Origin of the sequence: Microbulbifer celer (assembly GCF_020991125.1) — a bacterium.
Taxonomy (GTDB): Bacteria; Pseudomonadota; Gammaproteobacteria; order Pseudomonadales; family Cellvibrionaceae; genus Microbulbifer; species Microbulbifer celer.
In genome coordinates, this window is record NZ_CP087715.1 from 4,122,533 (window position 1) to 4,146,835 (window position 24,303).

Below are 24,303 nucleotides of genomic sequence, written 5' to 3' on the forward strand. Positions count from 1 at the left end.
AATCTACCATCGGCGCGGATGCGGAAAATCTGAGCGCCCGATGTTAGCAGATCGGTCTGAATCCCGTTAATCGCCGGCGACGCGCCCGTGCTCGCCGCCGATGGCCCTGGCCACCTTGGAGTTGCTCTCGCGTCCGAGCTCGGCGGAGATGAAGTTGCCTGCTTTCGCCAGTCGCCCCAGGTCCACCCCGGTATGGATACCGAGGCCGTCGAGCATATACAGCACATCTTCGCTGGCAACATTGCCTGAGGCGCCCCGGGCATAGGGGCAGCCGCCGAGACCGGCCACCGCCGAGTCCACTACGGTGACGCCCGCCTGCAGTGTGGCGTAGATGTTGGCGAGGGCCTGGCCGTAGGTATCGTGGAAGTGTACCGCCAGCTTCTCAAGGGGGACCGAGCGGGCCACGGTTTCGATCATCCATCGGGCCTTCTCCGGCGTGCCCACACCGATGGTATCGCCGAGGCTGATTTCGTAGCAGCCCATATCCAGCAGCGCCTTGCTGACCTCGGCCACTTTCTCCGCCTTGATGTCACCCTCGTAAGGGCAGCCCAGTACACAGGACACATAACCGCGCACGGGGATGCCATCGGCGCGGGCCTGTTCCGCCAGCGGGCGAAAACGTTCCAGGCTCTCCTCGATGGAACAGTTGATGTTTTTGCGAGTAAAGCTCTCGGAGGCGGCGCCGAACACGGCCACCTCATCCGCGTTGGCCTCCCGCGCGCGCTCGTAGCCCACCATATTGGGGGTGAGGGCACTGTAGGTTACGCCGGGCTCGCGCCGGATGCCGGCGAGGACTTCTTCACTGGCGGCCATCTGGGGGACCCATTTCGGGCTCACAAAGCTGCCGGCCTCGATTACTCTCAGGCCGCTGTTGCTGAGCAGATCGATGAGCTTCACCCGCGTCTGCACGGAGATTGGCTGCTTCTCGTTCTGCAGGCCATCGCGCGGGCCCACTTCCACCATTTTGACACGATCGGGCAGGCTCATGATGCTGTCTCCGGTTCAAAGTCGATCAACAGGCTGCCGCCGTCCACCAGTTCTCCGGCGCTGCAGAAAAACTGGCTTACAGTGCCTTTTGCCGGCGCGCGCAGGGTGTGTTCCATCTTCATCGCCTCCATCACCAGCAGGGGCTGGTCTTGCTCCACTGCCGCACCGGGCTTCACCAGCAGAGTGACGATGGTGCCGTTCATGGGCGCCTCGAGGCCGTGGGCGGCGTCGCTGGCTTCACCGGTGTCCGCTTGCAGGACCTTGAAATCCACCTGCTCGCCGTTGATGAATACGGTACCGCCGTCGTCACTGGTCACGCTGGTATAGCTGACCCGGCGGCCGTCGAGAATCGCCACATTCTGCCCGTGGTGTGAAACCACTTCGCCGGATTGGGTATCCAGCGCCGCCTTGCATTGCCAGTGGAGTTTTTCATCGCTGCCGGAAAACAGGATCTCGATCGTCTGCCCGTGCACCTCGACTTGCTGGCGTCGCCACAGGGTGAGGCCGTTGCGCCAGTTGTTTCCACTGTGCCAGGGGGAAAACGGATCTGCCTTGGGCGCGGCGCGATGCAGTGCACGGGTTTCCCGGTGGTGCAGGAAGGCGGCAATGGCGGCGCACTGCTGGCTGCGCAGCTGACGTTCCTGCTGCAGGATTTCCTGTTCGTAATCTTCGATAAAGTGGGTGTTCACGCGGCCGCTGACGAAGGCGGTGTGATTGATCACCCGGCGCAGGAATTCGATATTGTGGCGCAGCCCGGCGATCTGGTATTGCTGCAGTGCCCGGTCCAGCTTGGTGAGCGCTTCGCGGCGATTGCGCCCGTGCACGATCAGCTTCGAGATCATCGGGTCGTAGTGCACGCTGATTTCATCACCGGTCTGCACGCCGGTATCCACACGCACGGATTTGTCCTCGGCGGGCGGCTGGTGACGCAGCAGCTTGCCGGTTGCGGGCAGGAAGTCGTTGTCCGGGTCCTCCGCGTAAATGCGTACTTCGAAGGCGTGGCCGACAATATGCAGGTCGTCCTGAGCGAGCGGCAGGCCATCGCCGGCGGCAATGGCGAGCTGCCAGGCGACCAGGTCCTGGCCGGTGATCATTTCGGTCACCGGATGCTCTACCTGCAGGCGGGTGTTCATTTCCATAAAGTAGAAAGCACCGCTGGCATCCAGCAGGAATTCCACGGTGCCGGCGCCCACATAGCCGATGGCGTGGGCGGCGCGCAGGGCGGCTTCACCCATTTTTTGGCGGGTTTCCGCCGGCAGTCCTGGCGCTGGTGCTTCTTCGACGACTTTCTGGTGGCGGCGCTGTACGGAGCAGTCGCGCTCGAACAGGTAAACGCCGTTGCCCTGTTTGTCGCAGAACACCTGGATTTCCACGTGGCGTGGATTGACCACGTAGCGCTCGATCAGCATGACGTCGTCGCTGAAGGCGTTCTGTGCTTCGCGTTTGGCGGCATCCAGCGCGCCATGGAATTCTTCGGCGTTGTCGACCCGACGCATGCCTTTACCACCGCCACCGGCGGCGGCTTTGAGCAGCACGGGGTAGCCGATGCGGTTGGCGTGGCCCTCTAGAATGCCGGGATCCTGGTTGGTGCCGTGGTAGCCGGGTACCAGCGGTACATTGGCTTCTTCCATGATCCGCTTGGCGGCGGATTTGGAGCCCATGGCGTCGATGGCGCCGGCGGGTGGGCCGACGAAGATGATGCCGGCTTCGTCGCAGGCGCGGCAGAAGTGGGCGTTTTCGGACAGGAAGCCGTAGCCGGGGTGGATGGCGTCGGCGCCAGTCTGTTTGGCGGCGGCGAGGACTTTGTCGATGTCCAGGTAGGATTCTCTGGCCGGGGCGGGGCCGAGGTGTACGGCTTCGTCGGCCTGCTGGACGTGCAGGGCGTTGGCATCTGCGTCGGAATACACCGCAACGGTGGCGACGCCAAGGCGACGCGCGGTGCGGATAATACGACAGGCAATTTCGCCGCGGTTGGCGATCAGCAGTTTGCGAATCATAGCTGGCTCTGTTTTGTCTTTCCCGGTTTTCGGGAGCTCTGTTCGGGTGCTGTGGCGGCCGGTCACCGGGTGCGGGTTTTCAGGACCGCTGCGAGTACATCCATGTACGCTTCGGCGCCGCCATCCATGGCGACGACGATCCTGAAAACCCGCACCCGGTGCCCGGCCTTCGATTTGAATATCTGTACTTCGTAAGTTTTGTAGGGTGGATAAGCGAAGCGCATCCACCAACCCGAGGCTTATTCCTCGTTGGTGTTCATCCAGCTGGGCGCACGCTTTTCCAAAAACGCACTCAACCCTTCCTGCCCTTCCGGCGAAACCCGCACCGCCGCAATCAGGGCGCTGGTCTGCCCCTGCAGCTCCTCATTGATCACCCGGTTGGACATGGACATGGCCAGTTGCTTGGCCATGGTGACCGCGTTGGGGCCGTTGTCGATAATGCTGTTCACCAATTTCTGAACCGTCAGGTCCAGCTCGCCTTCCGCAACCACCTCAGACACCAGACCAATTTCCTGCGCGCGCTCGGCAGTAAAACGCTCGGCGGTGACGAAGTAGCGGCGCGCCTGGCGGGTGCCGATGGCGTTGATGACGTAAGGGCTGATGGTGGCCGGCAGCAGGCCGATTTTTACTTCGCTCAGGCAGAAGCTGGCGCGCTCGGCGGCGACGGCGATGTCGCAGCAGCTGACCAGACCCACCGCACCGCCGAACGCGGCGCCCTGTACGCGGGCGATGGTGGGGGCGGGGAAGTTGTCGAGTTTGTGCAGCATGGCGGCGAGGGTGGCGGCGTCGGTGCGATTCTGCTCTTCGCTGTAGTCCGCCATGCGCTTCATCCAGTTGAGGTCGGCGCCGGCGGAGAAATTTTTGCCGTTGGAGGCGAGGATCAGCGCGCGCACGCCGCCACTTTGAGCGAGTTTGTCGAAGGTTTCGCCCAGCTGGCGAATCAGGTCGTCGTCGAAGGCGTTGTGAATTTCCGGGCGGTTGAGGGTAACCGTCGCGACGCCTTCGTTGTCGATTTCGCACAGCATTTTTTCGGTCATGGTGTTCTCGCTCAAAATTGGTTCTTAATTCGGGGCTTTGAAGCAGGTCCGGTGGCGGTCCTGCCAGCGTGGCTACTTTGCGGGACACGCTGTGAATACATCCCTGTACGCTCTGCACCGGCATCCATGCCGGTGAAGGTCCCGCAAAGTAGCCACGCTAGCAGAACCTTCCCATCGAGTGCATTACCCTGAATCGGGTATTACATCCGGAAGACCCCGAACTTCGTCTCCTCGGGCTCTTTATGCGTGGCCGCAGCAAGGCACAACCCCAGTACCTGACGGGTATCCTTCGGATCAATCACGCCGTCATCCCACAAGCGCGCCGACGCGTAATAGGGGTGTCCCTGGTGCTCGTAGTCGTCGATGATCGGCTGCTTGAACCTGGCGATGTCTTCCTCGCTCCACTCCTCGCCCTTTGCGGTCATCTGGTCTTTTTTCACCTGCGCCAACACGCCCGCGGCCTGCTCACCGCCCATCACGGAAATGCGTGCATTGGGCCACATAAACAGGAAATTGGGATCGTAGGCGCGGCCGCACATGCCGTAGTTGCCGGCACCGAAAGAGCCGCCGATCAAGATGGTGATCTTCGGCACCCTGGCGGTGGCGACCGCGGTCACCATCTTGGCACCGTGCTTCGCGATACCGCCGGCTTCATACTGCTTGCCCACCATAAAACCGGTGATGTTCTGCAGGAATACCAGTGGAATATTGCGCTGCGCACACAGCTCGATAAAGTGCGCACCTTTCTGCGCACTCTCGGCAAACAGGATACCGTTGTTGGCCACAATGCCCACCGGATAGCCGTGAATACGCGCAAAGCCGGTCACGAGCGTCGTGCCGTACAGTGCCTTGAATTCATCAAACTCGGAACCATCCACCACCCGCGCGATGATCTCGCGTACATCGAATGGCTGGCGGGAATCCTTCGGCACAATGCCGTAGATTTCTTCCGGTGGATAAATCGGCTCGACCGGCTTCTGCACATCCAGCCCCGGATTTTTCACCCGGTTCAGCCGCGCCACCGAATTGCGCGCAATCTCCAGCGCGTGGGTATCATTATTGGCAAAGTGGTCGGAAACCCCCGAAGTCTTGCAGTGCACCTCCGCACCACCCAGCTCTTCGGCTGAAACCTCCTCTCCGGTCGCCGCCTTCACCAGCGGCGGGCCCGCCAGGAAGATCGTCGCCCGCTCCTTCACCATGATGGACTCATCCGCCATCGCCGGCACATAAGCACCACCGGCGGTACAGCTGCCCATCACCACCGCAATCTGCGGAATATTTTGCGCAGACAGATTTGCCTGGTTGAAGAAAATACGCCCGAAGTGTTCCCGATCCGGGAACACTTCATCCTGACGCGGCAGGTTGGCACCGCCGGAATCCACCAGGTAAATACACGGCAGATTGTTCTGCTCAGCAATCGCCTGCGCGCGCAGATGCTTTTTCACCGTGAGCGGATAGTAGGTACCACCTTTCACCGTCGCATCGTTGGCCACGATCACACAGGGCTGACCGGCAACGGTACCGATACCGGTCAGAATCCCCGCCGCGGGCACATCTTCGCCGTACACGTCGTATGCGGCCAGTTGGGAAAACTCCAGAAACGGACTGCCCGGGTCCAGCAGGGTGTCAATACGCTCACGGGGTAACAGCTTGCCGCGAGAAACATGTTTCTCCCGCGCGCGCTCGCTGCCACCTTTGGCGATGGTTTCCAGTTTCTCTCGCAGATCGTCGACGATCTTCTGCATCTGCTCGCGGTTTTCCGCAAACGCCGGATCGCGGGAATTTATCTTGCTCTGAATCTGATTCATAAAAAACGAGGCCAATCCGTAGTCAGAACCTGGATGCGAAGGTGCTGATGCCGGTGCGTGTTTGCCAGATCTTCAAAAACAGGATGTTTTTGCAGAGCCCCCATGGATGGGTTCACGGCGTGTCTGGCAAACACGCACCGGCAGCAGCGCCGCCACAAGAATTAAAAAAGAATCAACGGGTCTCGTTAAACAGCTCGCGACCAATCAACATACGACGGATCTCGGAAGTGCCCGCGCCAATCTCATACAGCTTTGCGTCGCGGAGCAGGCGCCCAGTGGCGTATTCGTTGATATAACCGTTACCGCCCAAAGTCTGAATCGCCTGCAGTGCCATCTGCGTCGCACGCTCCGCAGTAAACAGGATTACCGCCGCAGAATCCTTGCGCGAATCCTCACCGCGGTCACAGGCACGGGCCACCGCATACAGATACGCACGGCTCGCATTGAGATCCGCATACATGTCCGCCAGCTTGCCCTGCATCAACTGGAACTCACCAATCGCCTTACCAAACTGCTTGCGCTCGTGCACGTAAGGCACAACGATATCCATACACGCCTGCATAATCCCCACCGGGCCGCCCGACAGGATCGTACGCTCGTAATCCAGACCGCTCATCAACACGCGCACACCGCCGTTCAGCTCGCCCAGAATATTCTCCTCCGGCACCTCACAGTCCTCAAACACCAGCTCACAGGTGTTCGAGCCCCGCATTCCCAGCTTGTCCAGCTTCTGCGCCTGCGAGAACCCCTTGAAACCGCGCTCAACGATAAACGCCGTAATGCCACCGGAACTGATACCCGGCTCGGTGCGCGCATAGATCACATAAGTGTGTGCATCCGGGCCATTGGTGATCCACATCTTGTTGCCGTTCAGGATATAACGGTCACCCTTCTTCTCCGCCTTCAGCTGCAGACTCACCACATCGGAGCCGGAGTTCGGCTCACTCATCGCCAGCGCACCGATATGTTCACCGGAACACAGCTTCGGCAGATACTTCGCCTTCTGCTCCGGCGACCCGTTCTTGCGGATCTGGTTTACACACAGGTTGGAGTGGGCGCCGTAGGAAAGGCCGACCGACGCGGACGCCCGGGAAATCTCCTCCATCGCCACCGCATGGGCCAGATAGCCCATATTGGAGCCACCGAACTCCTCCTCCACAGTCATGCCCAGCAGACCCAGCTCACCGAACTTCTTCCACATATCGGCCGGGAACAGATTGTCCTCATCGATCTGCGCTGCGCGCGGGGCCAGTTCTGCCTGACAGAACTTGTAGACCATATCCCGCAGCATTTCGATGTCTTCACCGAGGCCGAAGTTGAGGGTTGGGTAAGGCGTATTCATGGGCTGCTCCGCAATGAATCAGTCAGAGGTATTTGAAATCAGATTTGTTTCAGTCACTTTGTTCTTTCAGCGCCGCCCGGGCACGGGCGGTGGCATCATCCAGCTGCGCGAGCATCTTCTCGATATCCCGCTGCTGCTGGCGCAACTGTTGCCGTTTGGCGTCGATCCGGTCGAGGAGGCGGTTGAGCTGCTCCACATTGCCGCCGGCCGGGTCGTACATGTCGATGATTTCCCGGCTTTCATCCAGCGAGAACCCCAGGCGCTTGCCGCGCAGGATCAGCTTCAGGCGCACCCGGTCTTCCGGCCGGTACACCCGCGTCTGTCCCCGTCGCTCCGGGCTGATCAGCCCCTTGTCTTCATAGAAGCGGATAGTGCGGGTAGTAATCCCGAACTCCCGGGCCAGCTCGGAGATGCTGTAACTGTCGGCGGCAGTAGTGCTCATGATGCTGCGGTGCTCATAGGGCCATTCCTTAGATCTGTCCGAAGTCTAGTTGACGTTTACGTTAACGTAAACGTCAATCTGGGCCAATCTGTGACTGAAATTGACTAAAGCGTTCTCTGGCCAGCTGCGCAGGTTGGCGAAAAATTTATCTCAGGTTTTATGTAAGGTTTTTGGCCGGCTGGGTACAGTAGAAATCATTACCTGCCGCGACGCGGCCAGGACGTTAACGGATGGAAGAGCAATAACTTGGACGCGCGCGAGCAGATTTTTCAGCAATTGGTCGAGGACTGTGGTGGCGGCATTGCGCGTCTGGCTGGCAGTTATGTGCGCAACCGGGCGGAGCGGGAGGACCTGACACAGGAAATCTGGTTGGCCATCTGGCGGGCGCTGCCAGAGTTCCGCGGGGATTCGAGTGTGCGCACCTTTGCCTATCGGATTGCCCACAACCGCAGCGTCACCCAGCTCGCCCGCCGGCGCGACAGTGCTGATAGTGATCAGTTGGACGCGGTGCCCGACGAGCGCCCGGGCCCGGAAGCGGATCTGATGCAGCACCGGAACGCGGAGCGATTGATGCGCGCTGTGTCGCTGCTGCCACTGGGCATGCGTCAGGCATTGACCCTGCGCTTTGAGGGCTTGAGTTACAGTGAAATCTCCGACGTACTGGGGATCAGCGAATCCAACGTGGCCGTGCGCCTGAACCGCGCCCGCGAGCGACTGAACGCAAAACTGAGTGATGCGGTATGAGTAACAGAAAAACCGGCCACCCGATCGGCGGGCATGGCGAAAACGATGGGCTGCAGGCACTGGCGGATATCTGGCAGCAGACACCGGTCGCGGTACCTGTGCCCGAGGTCATCCGTGCCAGGATTCGCCAGCAGGAGCGCCGTATGCGTGTATTTGCCGTGCTTGAATGGGCCGGATCAATCGCGGTGGGGATCGGCGGTGTCTATCTGATGATGAACAGTGGTATGCGCGATGCCCCGTGGCGCGCGCTGTTGGTGCTCGTGCTGTTGACCCTGGCGATGGCCTTTTCGGTCTCCAATCGTCAGGGCGTGTGGGATCCATTGGAGGAGTCTATCCGTGGCTACCTGGACCTCGCGCGACTGCGGCTGGTGCGCAAGCGACGCATGCTCCGTTTTGCCTGGCTGCTATTTGTCGCGGAACTGGGCATCTTTGCGGTGTGGCAGTGGTTGTCGCAATTTGGCTGGCTGGAACCGATTTTTGTCGGCGACGGCAAGTCTGCCATCAGCTGGATACTCATCTTTGCGCTGGGTATGGCAACCTGGAGTGTATGGTACTGGTGGCGCATCAAGAGTTGCGAACAGCAGATAGCCGAATGGCAAAATGATAGTTTTGAAGTGCAGAAAAATAAATTGTAAGAAACCGGGTTGCGCCGGTACTACCACAAGGGTCGATCATTCTTTAATAATTTCAATCAATAATGAGACTGAAACTATGTTGTCGAACCTTGAACAAAAATTTTCCGAATATCTCGACCTGTTTACACAAATGGATCCGATTCAGGCCATCACTCTTGTGGTGTTATTTTTTGCCATCTGGTTTTTGCCAAGTCTGCTGGCGATTTTTTTCAATCGCGGTCACCTGGGGAAAATCTTCCTTGCAAATATTCCGGCAGGGCTTTCGTGGATCGCTTGGGTTGCCCTGCTGGTGTGGGCATCCACCGGCAAGATGAGCGGGAAGCTGGCAAAAAAGTACGGCTCTGCGTCATCGTCATCTGAGGCATAAAAAAACAGAAGGTATGCCGGGGCTGAGCAGTCCGATAGGCTCACCTTCGCCTGCGCGCAATCTCACTGTAGGCAAAGGTGAGCGAGTCCGCATGAACCAATAGCTACCGGTTGCTTGGCAGCATTTCGGTAGCGAGATACTCCCGATAATAAGCACTCTCCAGAAGCTGCTTGGCCTCCTCGATGTCTGGCGCAAAGTAGCGGTCCTTGTCGTAGAAGGAGACGCGCTCGCGCAGCGCAGCCTTGGCGTTTTCCAGTTTCTCGGTGGTCTTCAGCGGTGCGCGGAAGTCGAGGCCCTGGCAGGCGGCCAGCAGCTCCACCGCGAGAATGCCGCAGGTGTTGTCCGCCATATCCCGCAGGCGGCGGCCGGCGAAGGTGGCCATGGACACGTGGTCTTCCTGGTTGGCGGATGTGGGCAGGGAGTCGACGCTCGCCGGGTGGGCAAAGGTTTTGTTTTCACTCGCCAGCGCCGCGGAAGTGACCTGCGCGATCATAAAGCCGGAGTTCACGCCGCCGTTGTCCACCAGAAACGGCGGCAGGCCGGACAGGTTGGAGTCGATCAGCAGGGCCATACGGCGCTCGGACAGGGCGCCGATCTCCGCGATTGCCAACGCCAGGTTGTCGGCCACCATGGCCACCGGTTCCGCGTGGAAGTTGCCACCGGAAATGATGTCGGAATTTTCGGGGTTTTCCTCATCCGTAAACACCAACGGGTTGTCGGAAACACCGTTGGCTTCGGCCAGCAGGATCTCGGCAGCGAAGCGGATCTGCTGCAGGCAAGCACCCATCACTTGCGGCTGACAGCGCAGTGAATACGGGTCCTGCACTTTTTCACAGTCTTCGTGGGATTCGCCGATTTCACTCTGGTCACCCAGCAGATCGCGGTAGCTCGCGGCTACATCGCGCTGTGCTTTCTGGCCGCGCACCCTATGGATACGGTCATCGAACGGGCGGCGTGAGCCCTTGGCGGCTTCCAGAGTCAGCGCGCCGGTCACCACGGCGCCGGCGAACATATCTTCTGCCGAGAACAGTCCCTGTAGCGTAAAGGCGGTGGAGGCCTGGGTGCCGTTCAGCAGTGCGAGCCCTTCTTTCGGTGCCAGTACTACCGGGCGCATTTCAGCAAAGCGCAGTCCTTCCGATGCGGGCTTACGCTCGCCATTGATAAAACATTCCCCTTCACCGAGCAGCACCACGCTCATATGTGCCAGCGGCGCCAGGTCGCCGGAGGCACCCACGGAACCTTTTTCGGGAATTGCGGGATAGACGCCGGCGTTGACCAGTTTGATCAGCGCTTCGATGACTTCCAGGCGAATACCGGAAAAGCCGCGCGCGAGGGAGTTGATCTTCAGCACCATCAATAGGCGCACGGTGTCCTCAGTCATGAAGTTACCGGTGCCGGCAGCGTGAGACAGGACGATGGCGCGCTGCAGGGTTTCCAGGTCTTCTTTCTTGATGCTGGTGTTGGCCAGCAGCCCGAAACCGGTATTGATACCGTACACGGTGCAGCCCTGATCCAGCACATCGGCGACGGTTTTTGCGGACGCGTTGATGGCGGCGTGGGCGTCTTTGGACAGGCTCAGTTTGACCGGCTCGCGGGAGACGCGGCGCAGCTGTTCCAGGCTCAGTTGGCCGGGGTTAATTTCCAGTTGGTACATAAGTTTTTTACCAAAAATTGTCTGCACTCGTCATACCGGCGCATGTCGGACTAGATCCGGTACCGGGATGACGTGTTAAGTGAAATTGAATCAGTCTTTCAGCATCGGCAGGTCGAGGCCCTGCTCTTTCGCGCACTGCTTGGCGATGTCGTACCCCGCATCCGCATGACGCATCACTCCGGTCGCCGGATCGTTCCACAGTACGCGTTCGATCCGTTTTCTCGCCGCCTCGGTGCCGTCACATACGATCACCACACCGGCGTGCTGGGAGAAGCCCATACCGACGCCGCCGCCGTGGTGCAGGGAGACCCAGGTGGCGCCACTGGCGGTGTTGAGCAGGGCGTTCAGCAGCGGCCAGTCGGAGACCGCATCACTGCCGTCCTGCATGGATTCGGTCTCGCGGTTGGGGCTGGCGACGGAGCCGCTATCCAGGTGGTCGCGACCGATCACGACCGGCGCTTCCAGTTCGCCGCTGGCCACCATCTCGTTGAACGCCAGTGCCAGGCGCGCGCGGTCTTTCAGGCCCACCCAACAGATGCGGGCGGGCAGCCCCTGGAACTGGATACGCTCGCGGGCCATGTCGAGCCAGTTGTGCAGTTGCGGATCGTCCGGGATCAGTTCTTTTACCTTGGCATCGGTCTTATAAATATCTTCCGGGTTGCCGGAAAGCGCCGCCCATCGGAAAGGACCGATGCCTTCGCAGAACAATGGGCGGATATAGGCGGGGACGAAGCCGGGGAAGTCGAAGGCGTTTTCCACCCCTTCCTCAAATGCCATCTGGCGGATGTTGTTGCCGTAGTCCAGGGTGGCGGCGCCGCGCTCTTGTAGTGTGAGCATGGCCTGTACCTGCACTGCCATGGATTTTTTGGCTTCTTTCACCACCAGTGCTTCGTCGCGCTTTCGCATTTCAGCCGCCTGCTCCATGGTCCAGCCTTTTGGCAGGTAGCCGTTCAGCGGGTCGTGGGCGGAGGTCTGGTCGGTAACGCAGTCCGGTAAAATGCCACGTTCGACAATTTCCGGGAACACATCGGCGGCGTTGCCCAGCAGGCCGACGGAGATGGCTTCGCCTTTGTCCTTGGCTTCATTCACCATCGCCAGCGCTTCGTCGAGGCTGGTTGCCTTTTTGTCCAGGTAGCCGGTGCGCAGGCGGAAGTCGATACGGGTTTCGTCGCACTCGACGGCGATCATGCAGAAGCCTGCCATGGTGGCGGCGAGAGGCTGGGCGCCGCCCATGCCGCCGAGGCCGCCGGTGAGAACCCACTTGCCTCTTGCACCGCCTCCGCTTGTAGCTATACCATCAAAGTGTTTGCGCGCGACCGCGGCAAAGGTTTCGTAGGTACCCTGGACAATGCCTTGGGAGCCGATATAGATCCAGGAACCGGCGGTCATCTGGCCGTACATCATCAAGCCTTTTTTATCCAGCTCATTGAAGTGTTCCCAGTTGGCCCAGTGGGGGACGAGGTTGGAGTTGGCGATCAATACGCGGGGGGCGTCGGCGTGGGTTTTGAATACGCCGACGGGTTTGCCGGACTGTACTAATAAAGTCTCGTCGTCTTCGAGACGCTTCAGGACTTCGACGATTTTGTCGTAGCACTCCCAGTCGCGCGCGGCGCGGCCGATGCCGCCGTAGACGACGAGGTCTTCCGGACGTTCGGCGACGTCGGGATGCAGGTTGTTCATCAGCATGCGCAGGGGGGCTTCGGTGAGCCAGCTCTTTGTGTTCAGCTGGGTGCCGGTGGGTGCGGCAATTTTGCGGCTGGGGTCGTGACGTTTATCGGTCATGGTTGCCTCGTCTTTTCCAAATTCTGTGGGTAGTCTGAATTTGCTTTTGTGCGGGCTTTTGGCCCGGTGGTATTGGGTGCTCCGGATTTTGGTCCGGTGGCGGTGGGGCACCGGGTAAGGGTTTTCAGGATCGCTGTGTATACATCCCTGTACGCTGCGGCGGCGACGTCCCTGTCGCCGACGCTCCTGAAAACCCTTACCCGGCACCCCACCTTCGATTCGTATTTTTGTGCTTCGTAACGCTATCTAAAATCTCAGTTGTGCGCCCAGCCGGTATCGGTTCCCCGGATGCACCAACCGCGCAAAACTCACCGTGCCCGCACTGCTTTTAGTCCGCCGCCAGATCTGCAGGCAGGCAGTTCCCGTCTTTATTTCCAGTGCCGCACCAACTTCATCATCCGCACCAATCGCTTCAACGGTCGTATCCACCTCGGTCAGCGGTGCCACGCGGGTCAGGTATTCGTTCGGCGTGGTCGCGTGGAAGTCCTGGTGCAGGTATTCCGGCACCAGTGTGGGGTTGGTATAGCGTTCTTCGAACTGGATCGGCAGCTCGTTATCCAGGTGCACGATGATCGAGTGATACACCGCGGCCCCTTCGGCGAGGCCGAGGGCGACGGAAACTTCCGTGCTGGCGGTGGTCTGCTCGAGTTTGAGTATCCGGTTGGTGTAACTGTGACCACGGGCGGCGACTTCGTCGGCTATGTTGCGTACTTCTAATAAAGAGCCCGCGGGTACCGGCTCGGCGACGAAAGTACCCAGACCCTGGGAGCGGATGAGGACGCCTTCGTCGGTGAGCTCGGACAGTGCACGGCGGGCGGTCATGCGGCTGACGTTGAAGTCCTGAGCGAGCTGGTTTTCCGACGGTACGCGGAAGTGTGCCGGCCAGTCGCCGGACTCGATCCGGGCGCGGATATGGGCCTTGATCGCGGCGTAGCGGGGCTGGCTGCCGGTATCCGTGGTGACTGTGGAAAACTGACTGCTCATACTTGTGTGGTCTTTGCCTGCTCGGGTAAAGTGCTTACCCAGTTGTACATTCTTGTATATACAAGTGTGTCGATGACGCAACTATGGATTTAGGCTTGGCCGGTGTCAATAGTGGTGGTTTGGTTTCTGGCGGTCTTCTACCCGGTCTACGCCGGGATGATGACGAGAGATACGGAGTGCAAAGGCTTGAGTCGCAGGCCGGGCACTGGGGGCGGGGTTTCAGGAGCGTCGCAAACAGGATGTTTGCGCCGCAGCGCCCAGGGATGGGTTGAAGGGGGGCGCCTAGCTCGGTCCTGAAACCCCGCCCCCAGTGCCCGGCCGCCACATCGCTAAGGACAGGCTTCATCACGGGATCAGAGAAGAACGCCAAGAGAGAATCCACGCCAAGTCCCCCCTAACGGGCTATCGTTACAATTAACGCCAATTCAGTGAGCGACTATGACCGAACGCTGTGATCTGCTGATTACCAACGTCCACGCGGCTACCATGGATCCGTCGATGCCGGGCGCCTATGGCGCGATCGAAGACGCCGCCGTGGCGGTGACCGGCAACAAAATCGTCTGGATCGGACCGCGCCGGGAGCTGCCCGATACCGCCGCCGACCAGATCATCGATGGTGAAGGCCAGTGGCTGACCCCGGGGCTGATCGACTGCCACACCCACCTCGTCTACGGCGGCCACCGCGCGGGTGAATTCGCCCGTCGTCTCGGCGGCGAAAGCTATGAAGAAGTCGCCCGCGCCGGCGGTGGCATCATTTCCACTGTGCGTGCTACGCGTGCGGCCAGTGCCGAAGACCTCTACAAAAAGGCCGAGCCGCGCCTCAAAGCCCTGATGCGCGAAGGCGTCACCACCGTCGAAGTGAAGTCCGGCTACGGCCTCGACCTGGACACCGAACTCAAGCAACTGCGCGTCGCCCGTCGCCTCGCCCAGCACCTTCCGGTGAATATTCTCACCACCTGCCTTGCCGCCCACGCTCTGCCGCCGGAATACGACGGCCGCGCCGATGAATATATCGACCTGGTGTGCAAGCAAATCCTGCCCGCCGTCGCCAGAGAACAGTTGGCCGACGCGGTGGATATGTTCTGCGAAAATATCGCCTTCTCCGTAGAACAGTGCCAGAAAGTGATCGAAGCGGCGCAAAAGCTCGACCTGCCGGTAAAAGTCCACGCGGAACAGCTCGCCCGCACCGGTGCTACCCAGATGGCCGCCCGCGCCGGCGCGCTGTCGGTGGAGCATATCGAATACATCACCGCGGAGGATGTTGCCGCCATGGCAGAGAGCGGCACCGCCGCCGTATTGTTGCCCGGCGCCTTCTACACCCTCAAGGAAACCCGCGTGCCGCCTGTGGATAAACTGCGCGCGGCCGGCGTGCCCATTGCGTTATCCACAGACTTGAATCCGGGCAGCTGCCCGCTGGCCTCCCTGCGCCTGATGATGAACATGGGGTGCAACCTGTTCGGTCTTACACCGGCAGAAGCCCTGGCGGGCGTCACCCGCGCGGCCGCGCGCGCCCTCGGCGTATGTTGTTCCCGCGGTGTCTTGCGCGCCGGGCTGCGGGCCGACATGGTGTTGTGGCCGATGGAAACACCGGATCAGCTCGCTTACGAACTGGGCGCACTCAACCCCGCACAGGTTTTCTGGGGTGGTTTTGGGAGAGGTATCGATGCTACAGCTGGCTGATATGCGCCTGTGGAGCGGTCGGGTCGATCGCGAAGATGGCAAGGCCGGCAAGCGCTGGCATGAAGATATTGTGCCCCTGCACCTGGACAGTCCACCGGGGCTCGCGATTCTCGGTTTTGCCTCCGACGAGGGGGTGCGCCGCAACAAGGGGCGTATCGGTGCGGCGAAGGGGCCGCGCATCCTGCGTCTGGCGCTGGCCAACCTGCCCAAGACTTTCGCGGCGCCGCTGTATGACGCGGGCAATGTGCGGGTGGAGAAAGACGACCTGGAATCCGGGCAGGCGATGCTCGGCGCCCGCATCACCGACCTGATGACCGCCGGGCACTTTCCGCTGGTGCTCGGTGGCGGTCATGAAATCGCATATGGCAGCTATCAGGGTATTGCCCGCTGGATGCGCGAGCAGCACCGGGACAAAACCCTGGGTATTATCAATTTTGACGCGCATCTGGATATCCGCCTGCCGGCCCCGCGTGGTTCGTCGGGCACGCCATTTTTCCAGATAGCCGAACAGTGCGACCTGAATGGGCGCCCGTTCAATTATCTCTGTGTGGGCGCCGCCGCCACCGCCAATACCCCGGCACTGTATCAGCGTGCGGAAGAACTGGGGGCGCAGGTGATTTCCGACCGGGAAATCGTGCCCTGGCGGATCGAGCGGGTACAGCGACAGATTGCCGATTTCATCGATAAGGTGGACTTTGTTTACCTGACCATCGACCTGGATGTTTTCCCCGCGGCGATCATGCCGGCGGTGAGTGCCCCGGCGGGACGCGGGGTGGGTTTTGAGCTGTTCGAGCCGCTGCTGGATACGGTGTTGGAATCCAGGAAGGTCTGCCTGGCAGATCTCGCCGAGTTCAACCCCTACTTCGATATCGAGGACCACGCTTCGCGCACGGCGGCGCGGGTAGTGTTCCAGATTGCCAATGGCATCAGGGGTTAGGTATCAGGCCAAGGTATCAGGGGGCAGGGTTGTCCGCACCGGCGGATTCGCCGGTTTCTGTATCGCCCTCGGGCACCTCACTCTCCGGGAGTTCAATACCCGGCACTTCCGGAGAAATAGCGTCGGGAATGTCCCCCGCCTGTGACCGCCTGGCGTGTTCCTGCAAGTAGCGCTGGATGTACGGCTTGTGGGTATAGATGACGTTGTCTGGCAGCTTGTCCAGGTCGAAGAAGCGGTATCCGAAGATTTCGCTGTCGCGAATGGCCACCTCTTCATCCTGCAGGCGGCCGCGGATGGCTATATTGATGATCCCGGATCGCGGTACCTTGTTGACCTCCAGTACCTCGAAGTCGTCGAGATGTACACTCAGCTCCTCGTTGAGTTCGCGGCGTGCCGATTCCTCAAAAGATTCGTGCCGTTCCACCCAGCCGCCGGGCAGTGCCCACTTGTCCTGGTATGTGTGGCGCACCATCAATAGCTGATCTCCCCGCTCCACGAAGTACACCATCCCCACCACAAACTTGTCTGTTACCGCGTAGGAGATATCCCAGCGGATGTCCGGTGGCAGGCGGCGGTAGATCTCGTACTTGAGGCCGGGAAAGACGACCAGCGCGAGCACGCCCAGGGTGCAGGCGACAAATAACAGCAGCAGGGTCTTTTTCAGCAGTGGTCGCATTGTCCGGATACCGCGTTCGGCAAATACTGGGACGGAAGAGGCTGGTCCAGAAGAATCTGACTCAGACGGGCTATCAGAGTGTCTCTGTCATGTGAAGGTTCACCGGCTGGTGCCTGAAACCGCCGGGCGGCTGAAATCGATGGTAAGGCTGTTCCCATATCCGCCTCTTATGGTCTGATCCCTTTCCGCCGTTGGGAGACGGGCTTACGACATTACAATGCCCGCTCATGATACCGGTAAAGGTGTGGCTATGTTCAAGTTTAGAATGTTATCCCTGTTGAGTATTGCTGCTCTGGCAACCCCCGCTTTTGGTGACACCCTGGTTACGGATAATTACACCATCGAAATTGAGCGCAACTGTGAGGAGGGGGAGGTTGTGTGTGACAACGTCAGTTATCGCTCCCAGTCACACAAGTCGGGCAATCGCCTGGAGCTCAATGGCAGGACCCTGTCGCGGATGTGTGATGATGGCGTGACGCCCTGTCAATTTCTGGGTTATCAATTCAAGAACGGCAATACCACATACACTGTGCTGGAGTCTGGTCTGCTCAAAGTCACGGAAAATGGCAAAGTGCTGGTGCAGGAACAGGGGCGCTGGCTGGGGCAATGATCTGTACTCACCGCTTTTGTCGTCCACTGCGGAATCAATCCGGAGTGCATGCGTCTAACTTCGCAGGCTCGCCGGCAACTTGGCGCTAACTTCGGCATTCACCATATTGACGATCACCACAGGACGGGAAGAGGGACTTTCATGGGGCAGTTTCGAAAATGGCGCGGACCGCTGGCCGCGGCCTGTGGCTGGTTGATAAGTGGGAGCCTGCACGCGGATACGCCCGCGCAGGATCTGGATGATCTCCTGGCACTGGTGACAGATGCTGTGCGCCCCATCGTTGTTGAGCACCGGGTGCCGGGGATGGCCATCGGATTGATTGTCGATGGTGAACATTATTTCTTCAACTTCGGCGTGGCTTCCGAAGATGCCCGCACACCGGTTACCGAGCACACGCTGTTCGAAATTGGCTCGGTCAGTAAAACCTTCACCGCGACCCTGGCGGCCTATGCCCAGGAGAAAGGCGTGTTGGCGATGGAGCAGCCGGTCACTGAATATCTGACCGCGCTTCAGGGGAGCGCACTGGATGATGTCTCCGTGTTGAATCTCGCCACCCACACCGCGGGGCACTTTCCACTCCAGGTGCCCGAGAAGGTGAACAGCGAGAAGCAATTGTTCGACTATTTTCGCCAGTGGCAGCCGCAGTACCGGCCCGGCAGCAAGCGGACTTACGCCAACCCCGGGAGTGGCCTGCTGGGGGTGGTGAGCGCAGATAGTCTGGGGCAGTCGTTTAGTGAGGTGATGGAGCAAACCCTGTTCCGCGGCCTCGGGTTGTCGGAGACTTACCTTCGGGTACCAACGGAGCGGATGTCGGATTATGCCGAGGGGCACAACAGCAAGCACCAGGCCGTTCGCCTCAACAATGGGCTGCTGGGAAATGAGGCCTACGGCGTCAAATCCACCAGTGCGGACCTGATTCGCTATCTCGCCACACAGATGCAGCTGGTAAAAACCCCGGAAACTTTCGAGCGCGCTCTGCAGGCCACCCGTCGCGGCTATTTCAAAACCGATTATTATGTCCAGGATATGGTGTGGGAGCAGTACGCGTTACCGGTAGAGAAAAAACGCCTGCTGGCGGGCAATTCCCGTTCAATGATTATTGGCGATCACCCGGTAACGGCAATCGACCCGCCGCTTGATCCGCAGCAGGATGTGCTGATCAACAAGACCGGCTCCACCGGTGGCTTTTCCACCTACGTAGCATTTATCCCGGGAGAGCAGTTTGGTTTTGTGTTACTGGCGAACAAGTACTTCCCGAATGAGCCGCGCATTGAAGCGCTTTATCATATGCTGGAAACCCTGCTGCCGCGGACGGCTCGGGAAACCGCGGTTACCGCAGACTGAGCTGAGCGAGAAATAACTGAATCGCGGGTTGTTGCTCCGAGCTTTTTTTGTAGGTCACTGCATTCTGTATCTGGTAGCAGAACCGTTCCGGTCGCAGTGCGACCAGTCCTCCTTCTCTCACATACGGCTCTGCCAGATAACTTGGCAGAAAGCCGATAAATTTCCCCGACAGGATCATCGCCAGTCGCGCTGCCATATGGTTGGCGGTGGAGCGATTGGGGAACAGTCGATACAGGTGTGCCGCACCGGACAGCACCGCATGGCTGGGAGCGGCCAATTCCTGTTGGGTCAGCAATTCCTCTTCAATTTCCCACTGGTCTGCACAGGGATGCATTGCGCCACAGTACAGCAGAGATTGATGGCTGAATAGCGGCCGGTAATTGAGACCCGGGCGGCGGGAGTGCAGGGGGTTGATACCCACATCGGCGCGGCCGGCGAGGATTTCCAGTTCCAGTTCATGGGGCGCGGCGAGCTGCACGTCCAGCTGCAATTGCGGGGCGCGCTCGCGCAGATTGGCAATGGTGGCGGGGAGATCGAGCTGCGGCATCTGTAGGGCGTCGTCGGGGAGGACGACACGCAGCTGGCCGGTAAGCTGTGACTGGATTGCATTGACCTGGCTTTTGAAGCTGGCCAGATGGCCGTCGAGTTCCTGGATCGCCTGATACAGGGCCTCCCCCTCGGGGGTCAGCTTGAAATCGGCGCGGCCCCGGGAGCGCAGGCAAAGCTGCATGCCGAGGCGGGTTTCCAGATCGCTGAGATGCACGCTGATGGTGGAGCGGCTGATATTCAGCGCCACTTCTGCCGGCGCCAAGCCACCGGCGCGAACCACCTCACGGAATACCCGCAACAGGCGCAGGTCCATATCGCTGACGCGGCCGGAAAGGGCAGGTTTGACGGATTGGTTCATGGCGGCAGATTTTTCACTGGATGGGATGCTGGACAGAGGCTATCACCAAAGTTTGGCTTTCATAAACTTTAGTTGGAAAGAATCTACTATCCAGTGTCGGACTGACCATCCAAAATCTCTACAGCTACCGAATTGACAGCACTTGTGGGGGTATTCGATGGAATTGAACAATACTGGCTTGTTGAAGACCGAAAACTTTATTGACGGGCAGTGGCGGGATGCTGCGAGTAAGTTGGCAGTCACTGACCCGGCCAGCGGCGTACTGCTGGCAGAAATCGCCGATGGCACGGCAGAAGACGCAGAGCAGGCGGTGGAGGCGGCCCACCGGGCGTTTCCGGCCTGGAGCAGTAAAACCGCATCCGCGCGCGCGGCGGTGCTGAAGCGTTGGTACCAGCTGATTGTGGATAACCGCGAGGACCTGGCGCACCTGCTGACCCTGGAACAGGGCAAGCCGCTGGCGGAGGCGTTGGGGGAGATCGATTACGGCGCCTCCTACATCGAATGGTTCGCCGAGGAATGCCGCCGCGCCTACGGGCAGACGATTCCCACCCACAACCCGGCGATGCGCCTGTCCACCATCCGTCAGCCGGTGGGTGTGGTGACCTGTATCACGCCGTGGAATTTCCCCAATGCGATGATTACCCGCAAGGCGGCGCCGGCACTGGCGGCAGGCTGCACGGTGGTGATCAAGCCGGCGGCGGAGACGCCATTATCTGCACTGGCGCTGTGTGCGCTGGCGGAACAGGCGGGCCTGCCGGCGGGCACCATTAATGTGGTGGTGGGGGCCGATTCGCCGGCCATCGGCCAGGTGCTGACCCAGGATCCGCGGGTGGCGAAGTTTACTTTCACCGGCTCTACGCCGGTGGGCAAGCTGCTGATGGCCCAGTGCGCGAGTACCGTGAAAAAAATGTCCATGGAGCTTGGTGGCAATGCGCCGTTTATCGTGTTTGACGATGCGGATATCGAGCTGGCGGTCAACGCCTGTATGGCGACCAAGATGCGCAATGCGGGGCAGACCTGCGTGTCTACCAACCGTATTTATGTGCACGAGGCGGTACACGATACCTTTGTGGCAAAACTGCAGTCGGCGATGGAGAAGCTGCAATCCGGGCACGGCCTGGAGGAAGGAACTACTCTTGGACCGTTGATTTTCCGTCGCGCGGTGGATCGTGTTCACGGGCTGGTGGAGGAGGCGGTGGCGAACGGTGCTTCGCTGTTGCTGGGTGGGGATTTTCTACCGCAGGGTGAGAATTTCTATGCGCCGACGCTGTTGGTGAATGTGCACGATGAGATGCGCATTGCGCGGGAGGAAATTTTCGGGCCGCTGGCGGTGGTGCAGTCGTTCCGCGATGAAAACGATGTGATTGCGCGCGCCAATAATACACCGTTCGGGTTGGCGGCTTATGTGATGAGTGAAAACATCCACAGGGCGAACCGGGTGGTTGAGGCGCTGGAATATGGAATGGTTGCCTGTAATACGGGGGTCTTTTCCACGGCGGTGGCGCCGTTTGGCGGTATCAAGGAGTCCGGTATCGGCCGCGAGGGTGGCGTGGAAGGTATGGCGGAATTCTACGAAACCAAATACTGCTGCCACGGTGTTTAACCCCGCGACCGTGGAGCTCCAGCTCCGCCAACTGACCCGCAGTTTTGAATTTCGTTTGTGGCGGCAGAGCACCGGGTGCGGGTTTTCAGGACCGCTGTGAATACATCCATGTACGCTGCGGCGGCGACGTCCCTGTCGCCGACGCTCCTGAAAACCCGCACCCGGTGCTCTGCCTTCGCATTTCACTTTTGGCTTCGTCAGCAATTTTGTAAATATTCATTTAATGGAACTCGGAGTGAGCTATGTCCGATTTAAATACCAACGCATTCTGGATGCCCTTTACCCCCAACCGCACATTCAAGTCCTCGCCGCGACTGGTGGAACGGGCAGAGGGGATTTACCTGTACGAAAAATCCGGCCGTCAGATCATAGATGCCACCGCGGGGCTGTGGTGTTCCAATGCGGGACACTGTCGCAGTGAGATTGCGGAGGCGATTCATCAGCAGGCGAAGACGCTGGATTACAGCTCCATTTTCAATTTCGGCCACGAGTTGGGCTTTGAGTACGCGGAGCGCTTGGTGCAGTACACGCCGGAGGGGCTGAACCATGTGTTTTTCGGTAACTCCGGTTCCGAGGCGGTGGAATCTGCGCTGAAGATTGCGTTGCAGTATCAGCGCGCCCGCGGCAAGGGTACGCGCACGATGTTCATCGGCCGCGAGAAGGGTTACCACGGGGTGAACTTCGGTGGTATTTCCGTGGGTGGGATTGCGCCGAACTATCAGTCTTTCGGACAGCCGGTGAAGGCGAACCATTTGCGTCACACGCTGGATATCGAACGCAACGCGTTCAGCAAGGGGCTGCCGGAGTTTGGTGTAGAGCTGGCGGAGGATCTGGAGCGCCTGGTGGCTTTCCACGGTGCGGACCAGATTGCGGCGGTGATTGTGGAGCCGTTCTCCGGGGCTGGTGGGGTGATTCTGCCACCCAAAGGCTATCTGAAACGGCTGCGCGAGATCTGCGATCAGCACGATCTGTTGCTGATTTTCGATGAGGTGATTTCCGGCTGGGGCCGTATGGGGTCGCCGTTTGCGTCGGAAGAATTTGGTGTGACACCGGATATGATCACGTCCGCCAAGGGCATCACCAATGCCACGGTACCGCTGGGTGCGGTGTTTGTGCACGACAAGATTTACAACGCGGTGATGGATGCGGCGCCGGACGGCATGGTGGAGTTTTTCCACGGTTATACCTATTCCGCGCATCCGGTGGCCTGTGCGGCGGGTATGGCGACGCTGGATATATACGAGCGCGAGGGCCTGCTGACCCGTGCTTCCGGCGATATCGGCAAGTACTGGGAAGAGTCGCTACACAGTCTGGCGGATCTGGAGCAGGTGATCGATATCCGCAACTACGGTCTTGTGGGGGCGATTGAGCTGCGCGCGCCGGACAGCCTCAAGGGCAAGTTTGGTGGCAAGGCGTCGGCGCTGGCGTGGGATGCGGGTGTGATGGCGCGGGGTATTGGCGATGCGCTGTGCATGTCACCACCGCTGATCATTGAAACCCACGAGATTGACCGCCTGATGGAGACGTTGCGGGAAGTCATCAGCGGGCTCTGAGGCGGGCGAAGCGGATGCCCGATTAATTTGGGTTGCCAGTTGGGAGACACTAAGCTGAAAGGGTAGTCGGCCGTGTGGCCAGTGCGTACGGCGGTGACCGAGGCGATGGTTTCGGTGCTGTCAAAGCGCGGGGTGGTTTTTAACCGCTCAAGGCTGCAGTTCGCCGTTCATCAAGGAGAACGGCGCCGCCGGCTGCTCTGTCACGTGCGGCCATCACGGCTTAGCGGTCGTGGTGGTCGCGCGCCTCTTTGTGATCGCTGAGGCCCTCTATCATCACTGAGGCTCTGGTCGTTCCTGAGACCGTGGTATTCCTTATGCCCGTGTTCCCTAGTTCTGGTGTTCCTGTCCAAAGTTTGTCTGTGATACGTACGCCTGTAAACAGGCGCACTTTTTCCCTGTTGTTATTACTGTTCTGTTTGCCCGCCTCCCTTGTATTGGCCGCGCAACCGCCGGATACGGTTATCGACCCCGGTGGCCCGGAAGTGCAGCGCGCCGATCCGAATCGGCGGGGAAACCTGCCGTCCGGCGCAGACCGCATTCGTCTCAATGGCCAGACCTACTATTACAGCGGTGGTTACTTCTATCGGCGCGACAGCGATGGCTATCTGCGGGTGGAGCCGCCCCTGGGGGCAGAGCTGTCGTTCGTGCCCGGCGGTGGCCGAGGGTTCACCATCGATGATGATCGTTACTTTCTCAGTGGCACCGGCACCTTCTACCGCTTTGATCCGCGCCGGCGCACCTATACCGTGGTGACCCCGCCTTACGAGTGGCGCCGCTACTACAACGGCAGTGTCATCGACGCCTACGAAGATGAACTGTACGGGGAGTCCGGGGACGAAGACGATGATATTCGCCGTTATCTGGATGATCCGGATATCCCCAGGGCCTACCCCCCCGGTGCCATTGCCGAAGAGCAGCTGGGGAATCAGCGCCGGGACTGGCGCGAACCGCGGTACGAGGGGGAGGGTGAGCCCTATCGGTTGGACCCTCGCAGCAACCGCAACCGACCCTACGCCGATGTGCGCCCGCCCCAGAGTGTTGGCGGTGAGCGCTACGATACCCGGGCGCTACGGGAGTCCTATTGTCGCCAGCGGGCGGCCAGCGCCGCCCGTGAGAGCACCCTGAAAGATCAGCAGCTGCGCCTGTACCAGCGCGCCTATCGGGACTGCATACAGCGCTACGAGCGCCAACGCTGACTCAACTACACTGAACTA

At 59.9% G+C, this 24,303-nt stretch carries 22 protein-coding genes; 10 read left to right on the forward strand and 12 right to left on the reverse strand.

The window, feature by feature from the left end; all coding sequences use genetic code 11:
• Positions 1–66: 66 nt before the first annotated feature.
• The 7 genes from LPW13_RS17275 to LPW13_RS17305 all read right to left on the reverse strand — a co-directional run bounded on the left by LPW13_RS17275 (position 67) and on the right by LPW13_RS17305 (position 7,613).
• Positions 67–987 carry a hydroxymethylglutaryl-CoA lyase gene (locus LPW13_RS17275; protein WP_230437237.1) on the reverse strand — a complete coding sequence of 307 codons (921 nt, stop codon included), beginning with the start codon at positions 985–987 and terminating at the stop codon, positions 67–69.
• Positions 984–2,984: an acetyl-CoA carboxylase biotin carboxylase subunit gene (locus tag LPW13_RS17280; protein ID WP_230437238.1), complete on the reverse strand. Its 2,001-nt coding sequence runs from the start codon at positions 2,982–2,984 to the stop codon at positions 984–986. Before LPW13_RS17280 ends, LPW13_RS17275 begins: the two co-directional genes overlap by 4 nt.
• 62 nt (positions 2,985–3,046) lie before the next feature.
• On the reverse strand, positions 3,047–3,208 hold the full coding sequence (locus LPW13_RS17285; protein ID WP_230437239.1) for a hypothetical protein: 162 nt from the start codon (positions 3,206–3,208) through the stop codon (positions 3,047–3,049).
• Between the two features lie 15 nt (positions 3,209–3,223).
• On the reverse strand, positions 3,224–4,021 hold the full coding sequence (locus tag LPW13_RS17290) for an enoyl-CoA hydratase/isomerase family protein (RefSeq protein WP_230437240.1): 798 nt from the start codon (positions 4,019–4,021) through the stop codon (positions 3,224–3,226).
• A gap of 200 nt (positions 4,022–4,221) precedes the next feature.
• Entirely contained in the window at positions 4,222–5,829 is a 1,608-nt protein-coding gene (locus tag LPW13_RS17295; RefSeq protein ID WP_230437241.1) for a carboxyl transferase domain-containing protein, read from the reverse strand.
• A gap of 172 nt (positions 5,830–6,001) precedes the next feature.
• Positions 6,002–7,171, reverse strand: coding sequence for an isovaleryl-CoA dehydrogenase (locus LPW13_RS17300; RefSeq protein ID WP_230437242.1), 1,170 nt, complete (start codon positions 7,169–7,171; stop codon positions 6,002–6,004).
• Between the two features lie 49 nt (positions 7,172–7,220).
• A complete protein-coding gene (locus LPW13_RS17305; protein WP_230437243.1) occupies positions 7,221–7,613 on the reverse strand; it encodes a MerR family transcriptional regulator in 393 nt (130 codons plus the stop codon).
• A 246-nt stretch (positions 7,614–7,859) separates the two neighbouring features.
• On the opposite strand from LPW13_RS17305, the gene LPW13_RS17310 reads away from it, so the two are divergent.
• The 3 genes from LPW13_RS17310 (at position 7,860) to LPW13_RS17320 (ending at position 9,359) form a co-directional block, all read left to right on the forward strand.
• On the forward strand, positions 7,860–8,357 hold the full coding sequence (locus LPW13_RS17310; protein WP_230437244.1) for an RNA polymerase sigma factor: 498 nt from the start codon (positions 7,860–7,862) through the stop codon (positions 8,355–8,357).
• A complete protein-coding gene (locus LPW13_RS17315) occupies positions 8,354–8,992 on the forward strand; it encodes a hypothetical protein (RefSeq protein ID WP_230437245.1) in 639 nt (212 codons plus the stop codon). The genes LPW13_RS17310 and LPW13_RS17315 overlap by 4 nt, the downstream gene beginning before the upstream one ends.
• A gap of 76 nt (positions 8,993–9,068) precedes the next feature.
• On the forward strand, positions 9,069–9,359 hold the full coding sequence (locus LPW13_RS17320) for a superinfection immunity protein (RefSeq protein ID WP_230437246.1): 291 nt from the start codon (positions 9,069–9,071) through the stop codon (positions 9,357–9,359).
• Positions 9,360–9,462: 103 nt separating this feature from the next.
• Here LPW13_RS17320 and hutH read toward each other — a convergent pair whose 3' ends face one another.
• The 3 genes from hutH to hutC form a co-directional block, all read right to left on the reverse strand.
• Complete coding sequence (gene hutH / locus LPW13_RS17325) at positions 9,463–11,013, reverse strand: histidine ammonia-lyase (protein WP_230437247.1); 1,551 nt, start codon at positions 11,011–11,013, stop codon at positions 9,463–9,465.
• Positions 11,014–11,103: 90 nt separating this feature from the next.
• A complete protein-coding gene (hutU, locus tag LPW13_RS17330; RefSeq protein WP_230437248.1) occupies positions 11,104–12,795 on the reverse strand; it encodes a urocanate hydratase in 1,692 nt (563 codons plus the stop codon).
• Between the two features lie 246 nt (positions 12,796–13,041).
• Positions 13,042–13,779 carry a histidine utilization repressor gene (hutC, locus tag LPW13_RS17335; protein WP_230437249.1) on the reverse strand — a complete coding sequence of 246 codons (738 nt, stop codon included), beginning with the start codon at positions 13,777–13,779 and terminating at the stop codon, positions 13,042–13,044.
• 438 nt (positions 13,780–14,217) lie between these two features.
• On the opposite strand from hutC, the gene hutI reads away from it, so the two are divergent.
• Both hutI and hutG read left to right on the forward strand, forming a co-directional pair.
• Complete coding sequence (hutI, locus tag LPW13_RS17340; protein WP_230437250.1) at positions 14,218–15,459, forward strand: imidazolonepropionase; 1,242 nt, start codon at positions 14,218–14,220, stop codon at positions 15,457–15,459.
• Complete coding sequence (gene hutG, locus LPW13_RS17345; RefSeq protein WP_230437251.1) at positions 15,443–16,396, forward strand: formimidoylglutamase; 954 nt, start codon at positions 15,443–15,445, stop codon at positions 16,394–16,396. Before hutI ends, hutG begins: the two co-directional genes overlap by 17 nt.
• Before the next feature lie 16 nt (positions 16,397–16,412).
• Here the strand turns inward: hutG and LPW13_RS17350 are convergent, their stop codons facing one another.
• Complete coding sequence (locus LPW13_RS17350) at positions 16,413–17,072, reverse strand: NUDIX hydrolase (protein WP_230437252.1); 660 nt, start codon at positions 17,070–17,072, stop codon at positions 16,413–16,415.
• Positions 17,073–17,322: 250 nt separating this feature from the next.
• Here LPW13_RS17350 and LPW13_RS17355 point away from each other — a divergent pair, with 250 nt between their 5' ends.
• The gene (locus LPW13_RS17355; protein WP_230437253.1) at positions 17,323–17,682 is read left to right on the forward strand and encodes a hypothetical protein; all 360 of its coding nucleotides are present in this window, start codon (positions 17,323–17,325) and stop codon (positions 17,680–17,682) included.
• Positions 17,683–17,823: 141 nt separating this feature from the next.
• A complete protein-coding gene (gene ampC, locus LPW13_RS17360) occupies positions 17,824–19,026 on the forward strand; it encodes a class C beta-lactamase (protein WP_230437254.1) in 1,203 nt (400 codons plus the stop codon).
• Here ampC and LPW13_RS17365 read toward each other — a convergent pair.
• A complete protein-coding gene (locus tag LPW13_RS17365) occupies positions 19,013–19,933 on the reverse strand; it encodes a LysR family transcriptional regulator (protein WP_230437255.1) in 921 nt (306 codons plus the stop codon). The two genes, ampC and LPW13_RS17365, sit on opposite strands and share 14 nt — an antisense overlap.
• Positions 19,934–20,090: 157 nt before the next feature.
• Between LPW13_RS17365 and LPW13_RS17370 the strand changes: the two genes are divergently transcribed.
• From LPW13_RS17370 to LPW13_RS17380, 3 genes are all read left to right on the forward strand, one after another.
• Positions 20,091–21,536: an NAD-dependent succinate-semialdehyde dehydrogenase gene (locus tag LPW13_RS17370; RefSeq protein ID WP_230437256.1), complete on the forward strand. Its 1,446-nt coding sequence runs from the start codon at positions 20,091–20,093 to the stop codon at positions 21,534–21,536.
• A gap of 242 nt (positions 21,537–21,778) precedes the next feature.
• A complete protein-coding gene (locus tag LPW13_RS17375) occupies positions 21,779–23,089 on the forward strand; it encodes an aspartate aminotransferase family protein (RefSeq protein WP_230437257.1) in 1,311 nt (436 codons plus the stop codon).
• 416 nt (positions 23,090–23,505) lie between these two features.
• Positions 23,506–24,285 carry a DUF6515 family protein gene (locus tag LPW13_RS17380; protein ID WP_230437258.1) on the forward strand — a complete coding sequence of 260 codons (780 nt, stop codon included), beginning with the start codon at positions 23,506–23,508 and terminating at the stop codon, positions 24,283–24,285.
• Positions 24,286–24,303 lie beyond the last annotated feature (18 nt).

What these genes read in the sequence shown, in the direction of transcription:
- LPW13_RS17275 (WP_230437237.1), bottom strand. Translation starts at nt 987, where the DNA reads ATGAGCCTGCCCGATCGTGTCAAAATGGTGGAAGTGGGCCCGCGCGAT.
- LPW13_RS17280 (WP_230437238.1), bottom strand. Translation starts at nt 2,984, where the DNA reads ATGATTCGCAAACTGCTGATCGCCAACCGCGGCGAAATTGCCTGTCGT.
- LPW13_RS17285 (WP_230437239.1), bottom strand. Translation starts at nt 3,208, where the DNA reads ATGCGCTTCGCTTATCCACCCTACAAAACTTACGAAGTACAGATATTC.
- LPW13_RS17290 (WP_230437240.1), bottom strand. Translation starts at nt 4,021, where the DNA reads ATGACCGAAAAAATGCTGTGCGAAATCGACAACGAAGGCGTCGCGACG.
- LPW13_RS17295 (WP_230437241.1), bottom strand. Translation starts at nt 5,829, where the DNA reads ATGAATCAGATTCAGAGCAAGATAAATTCCCGCGATCCGGCGTTTGCG.
- LPW13_RS17300 (WP_230437242.1), bottom strand. Translation starts at nt 7,171, where the DNA reads ATGAATACGCCTTACCCAACCCTCAACTTCGGCCTCGGTGAAGACATC.
- LPW13_RS17305 (WP_230437243.1), bottom strand. Translation starts at nt 7,613, where the DNA reads ATGAGCACTACTGCCGCCGACAGTTACAGCATCTCCGAGCTGGCCCGG.
- LPW13_RS17315 (WP_230437245.1), top strand. Translation starts at nt 8,354, where the DNA reads ATGAGTAACAGAAAAACCGGCCACCCGATCGGCGGGCATGGCGAAAAC.
- LPW13_RS17320 (WP_230437246.1), top strand. Translation starts at nt 9,069, where the DNA reads ATGTTGTCGAACCTTGAACAAAAATTTTCCGAATATCTCGACCTGTTT.
- hutH (WP_230437247.1), bottom strand. Translation starts at nt 11,013, where the DNA reads ATGTACCAACTGGAAATTAACCCCGGCCAACTGAGCCTGGAACAGCTG.
- hutU (WP_230437248.1), bottom strand. Translation starts at nt 12,795, where the DNA reads ATGACCGATAAACGTCACGACCCCAGCCGCAAAATTGCCGCACCCACC.
- hutC (WP_230437249.1), bottom strand. Translation starts at nt 13,779, where the DNA reads ATGAGCAGTCAGTTTTCCACAGTCACCACGGATACCGGCAGCCAGCCC.
- hutI (WP_230437250.1), top strand. Translation starts at nt 14,218, where the DNA reads ATGACCGAACGCTGTGATCTGCTGATTACCAACGTCCACGCGGCTACC.
- hutG (WP_230437251.1), top strand. Translation starts at nt 15,443, where the DNA reads ATGCTACAGCTGGCTGATATGCGCCTGTGGAGCGGTCGGGTCGATCGC.
- LPW13_RS17350 (WP_230437252.1), bottom strand. Translation starts at nt 17,072, where the DNA reads ATGCGACCACTGCTGAAAAAGACCCTGCTGCTGTTATTTGTCGCCTGC.
- LPW13_RS17355 (WP_230437253.1), top strand. Translation starts at nt 17,323, where the DNA reads ATGTTCAAGTTTAGAATGTTATCCCTGTTGAGTATTGCTGCTCTGGCA.
- ampC (WP_230437254.1), top strand. Translation starts at nt 17,824, where the DNA reads ATGGGGCAGTTTCGAAAATGGCGCGGACCGCTGGCCGCGGCCTGTGGC.
- LPW13_RS17365 (WP_230437255.1), bottom strand. Translation starts at nt 19,933, where the DNA reads ATGAACCAATCCGTCAAACCTGCCCTTTCCGGCCGCGTCAGCGATATG.
- LPW13_RS17370 (WP_230437256.1), top strand. Translation starts at nt 20,091, where the DNA reads ATGGAATTGAACAATACTGGCTTGTTGAAGACCGAAAACTTTATTGAC.
- LPW13_RS17375 (WP_230437257.1), top strand. Translation starts at nt 21,779, where the DNA reads ATGTCCGATTTAAATACCAACGCATTCTGGATGCCCTTTACCCCCAAC.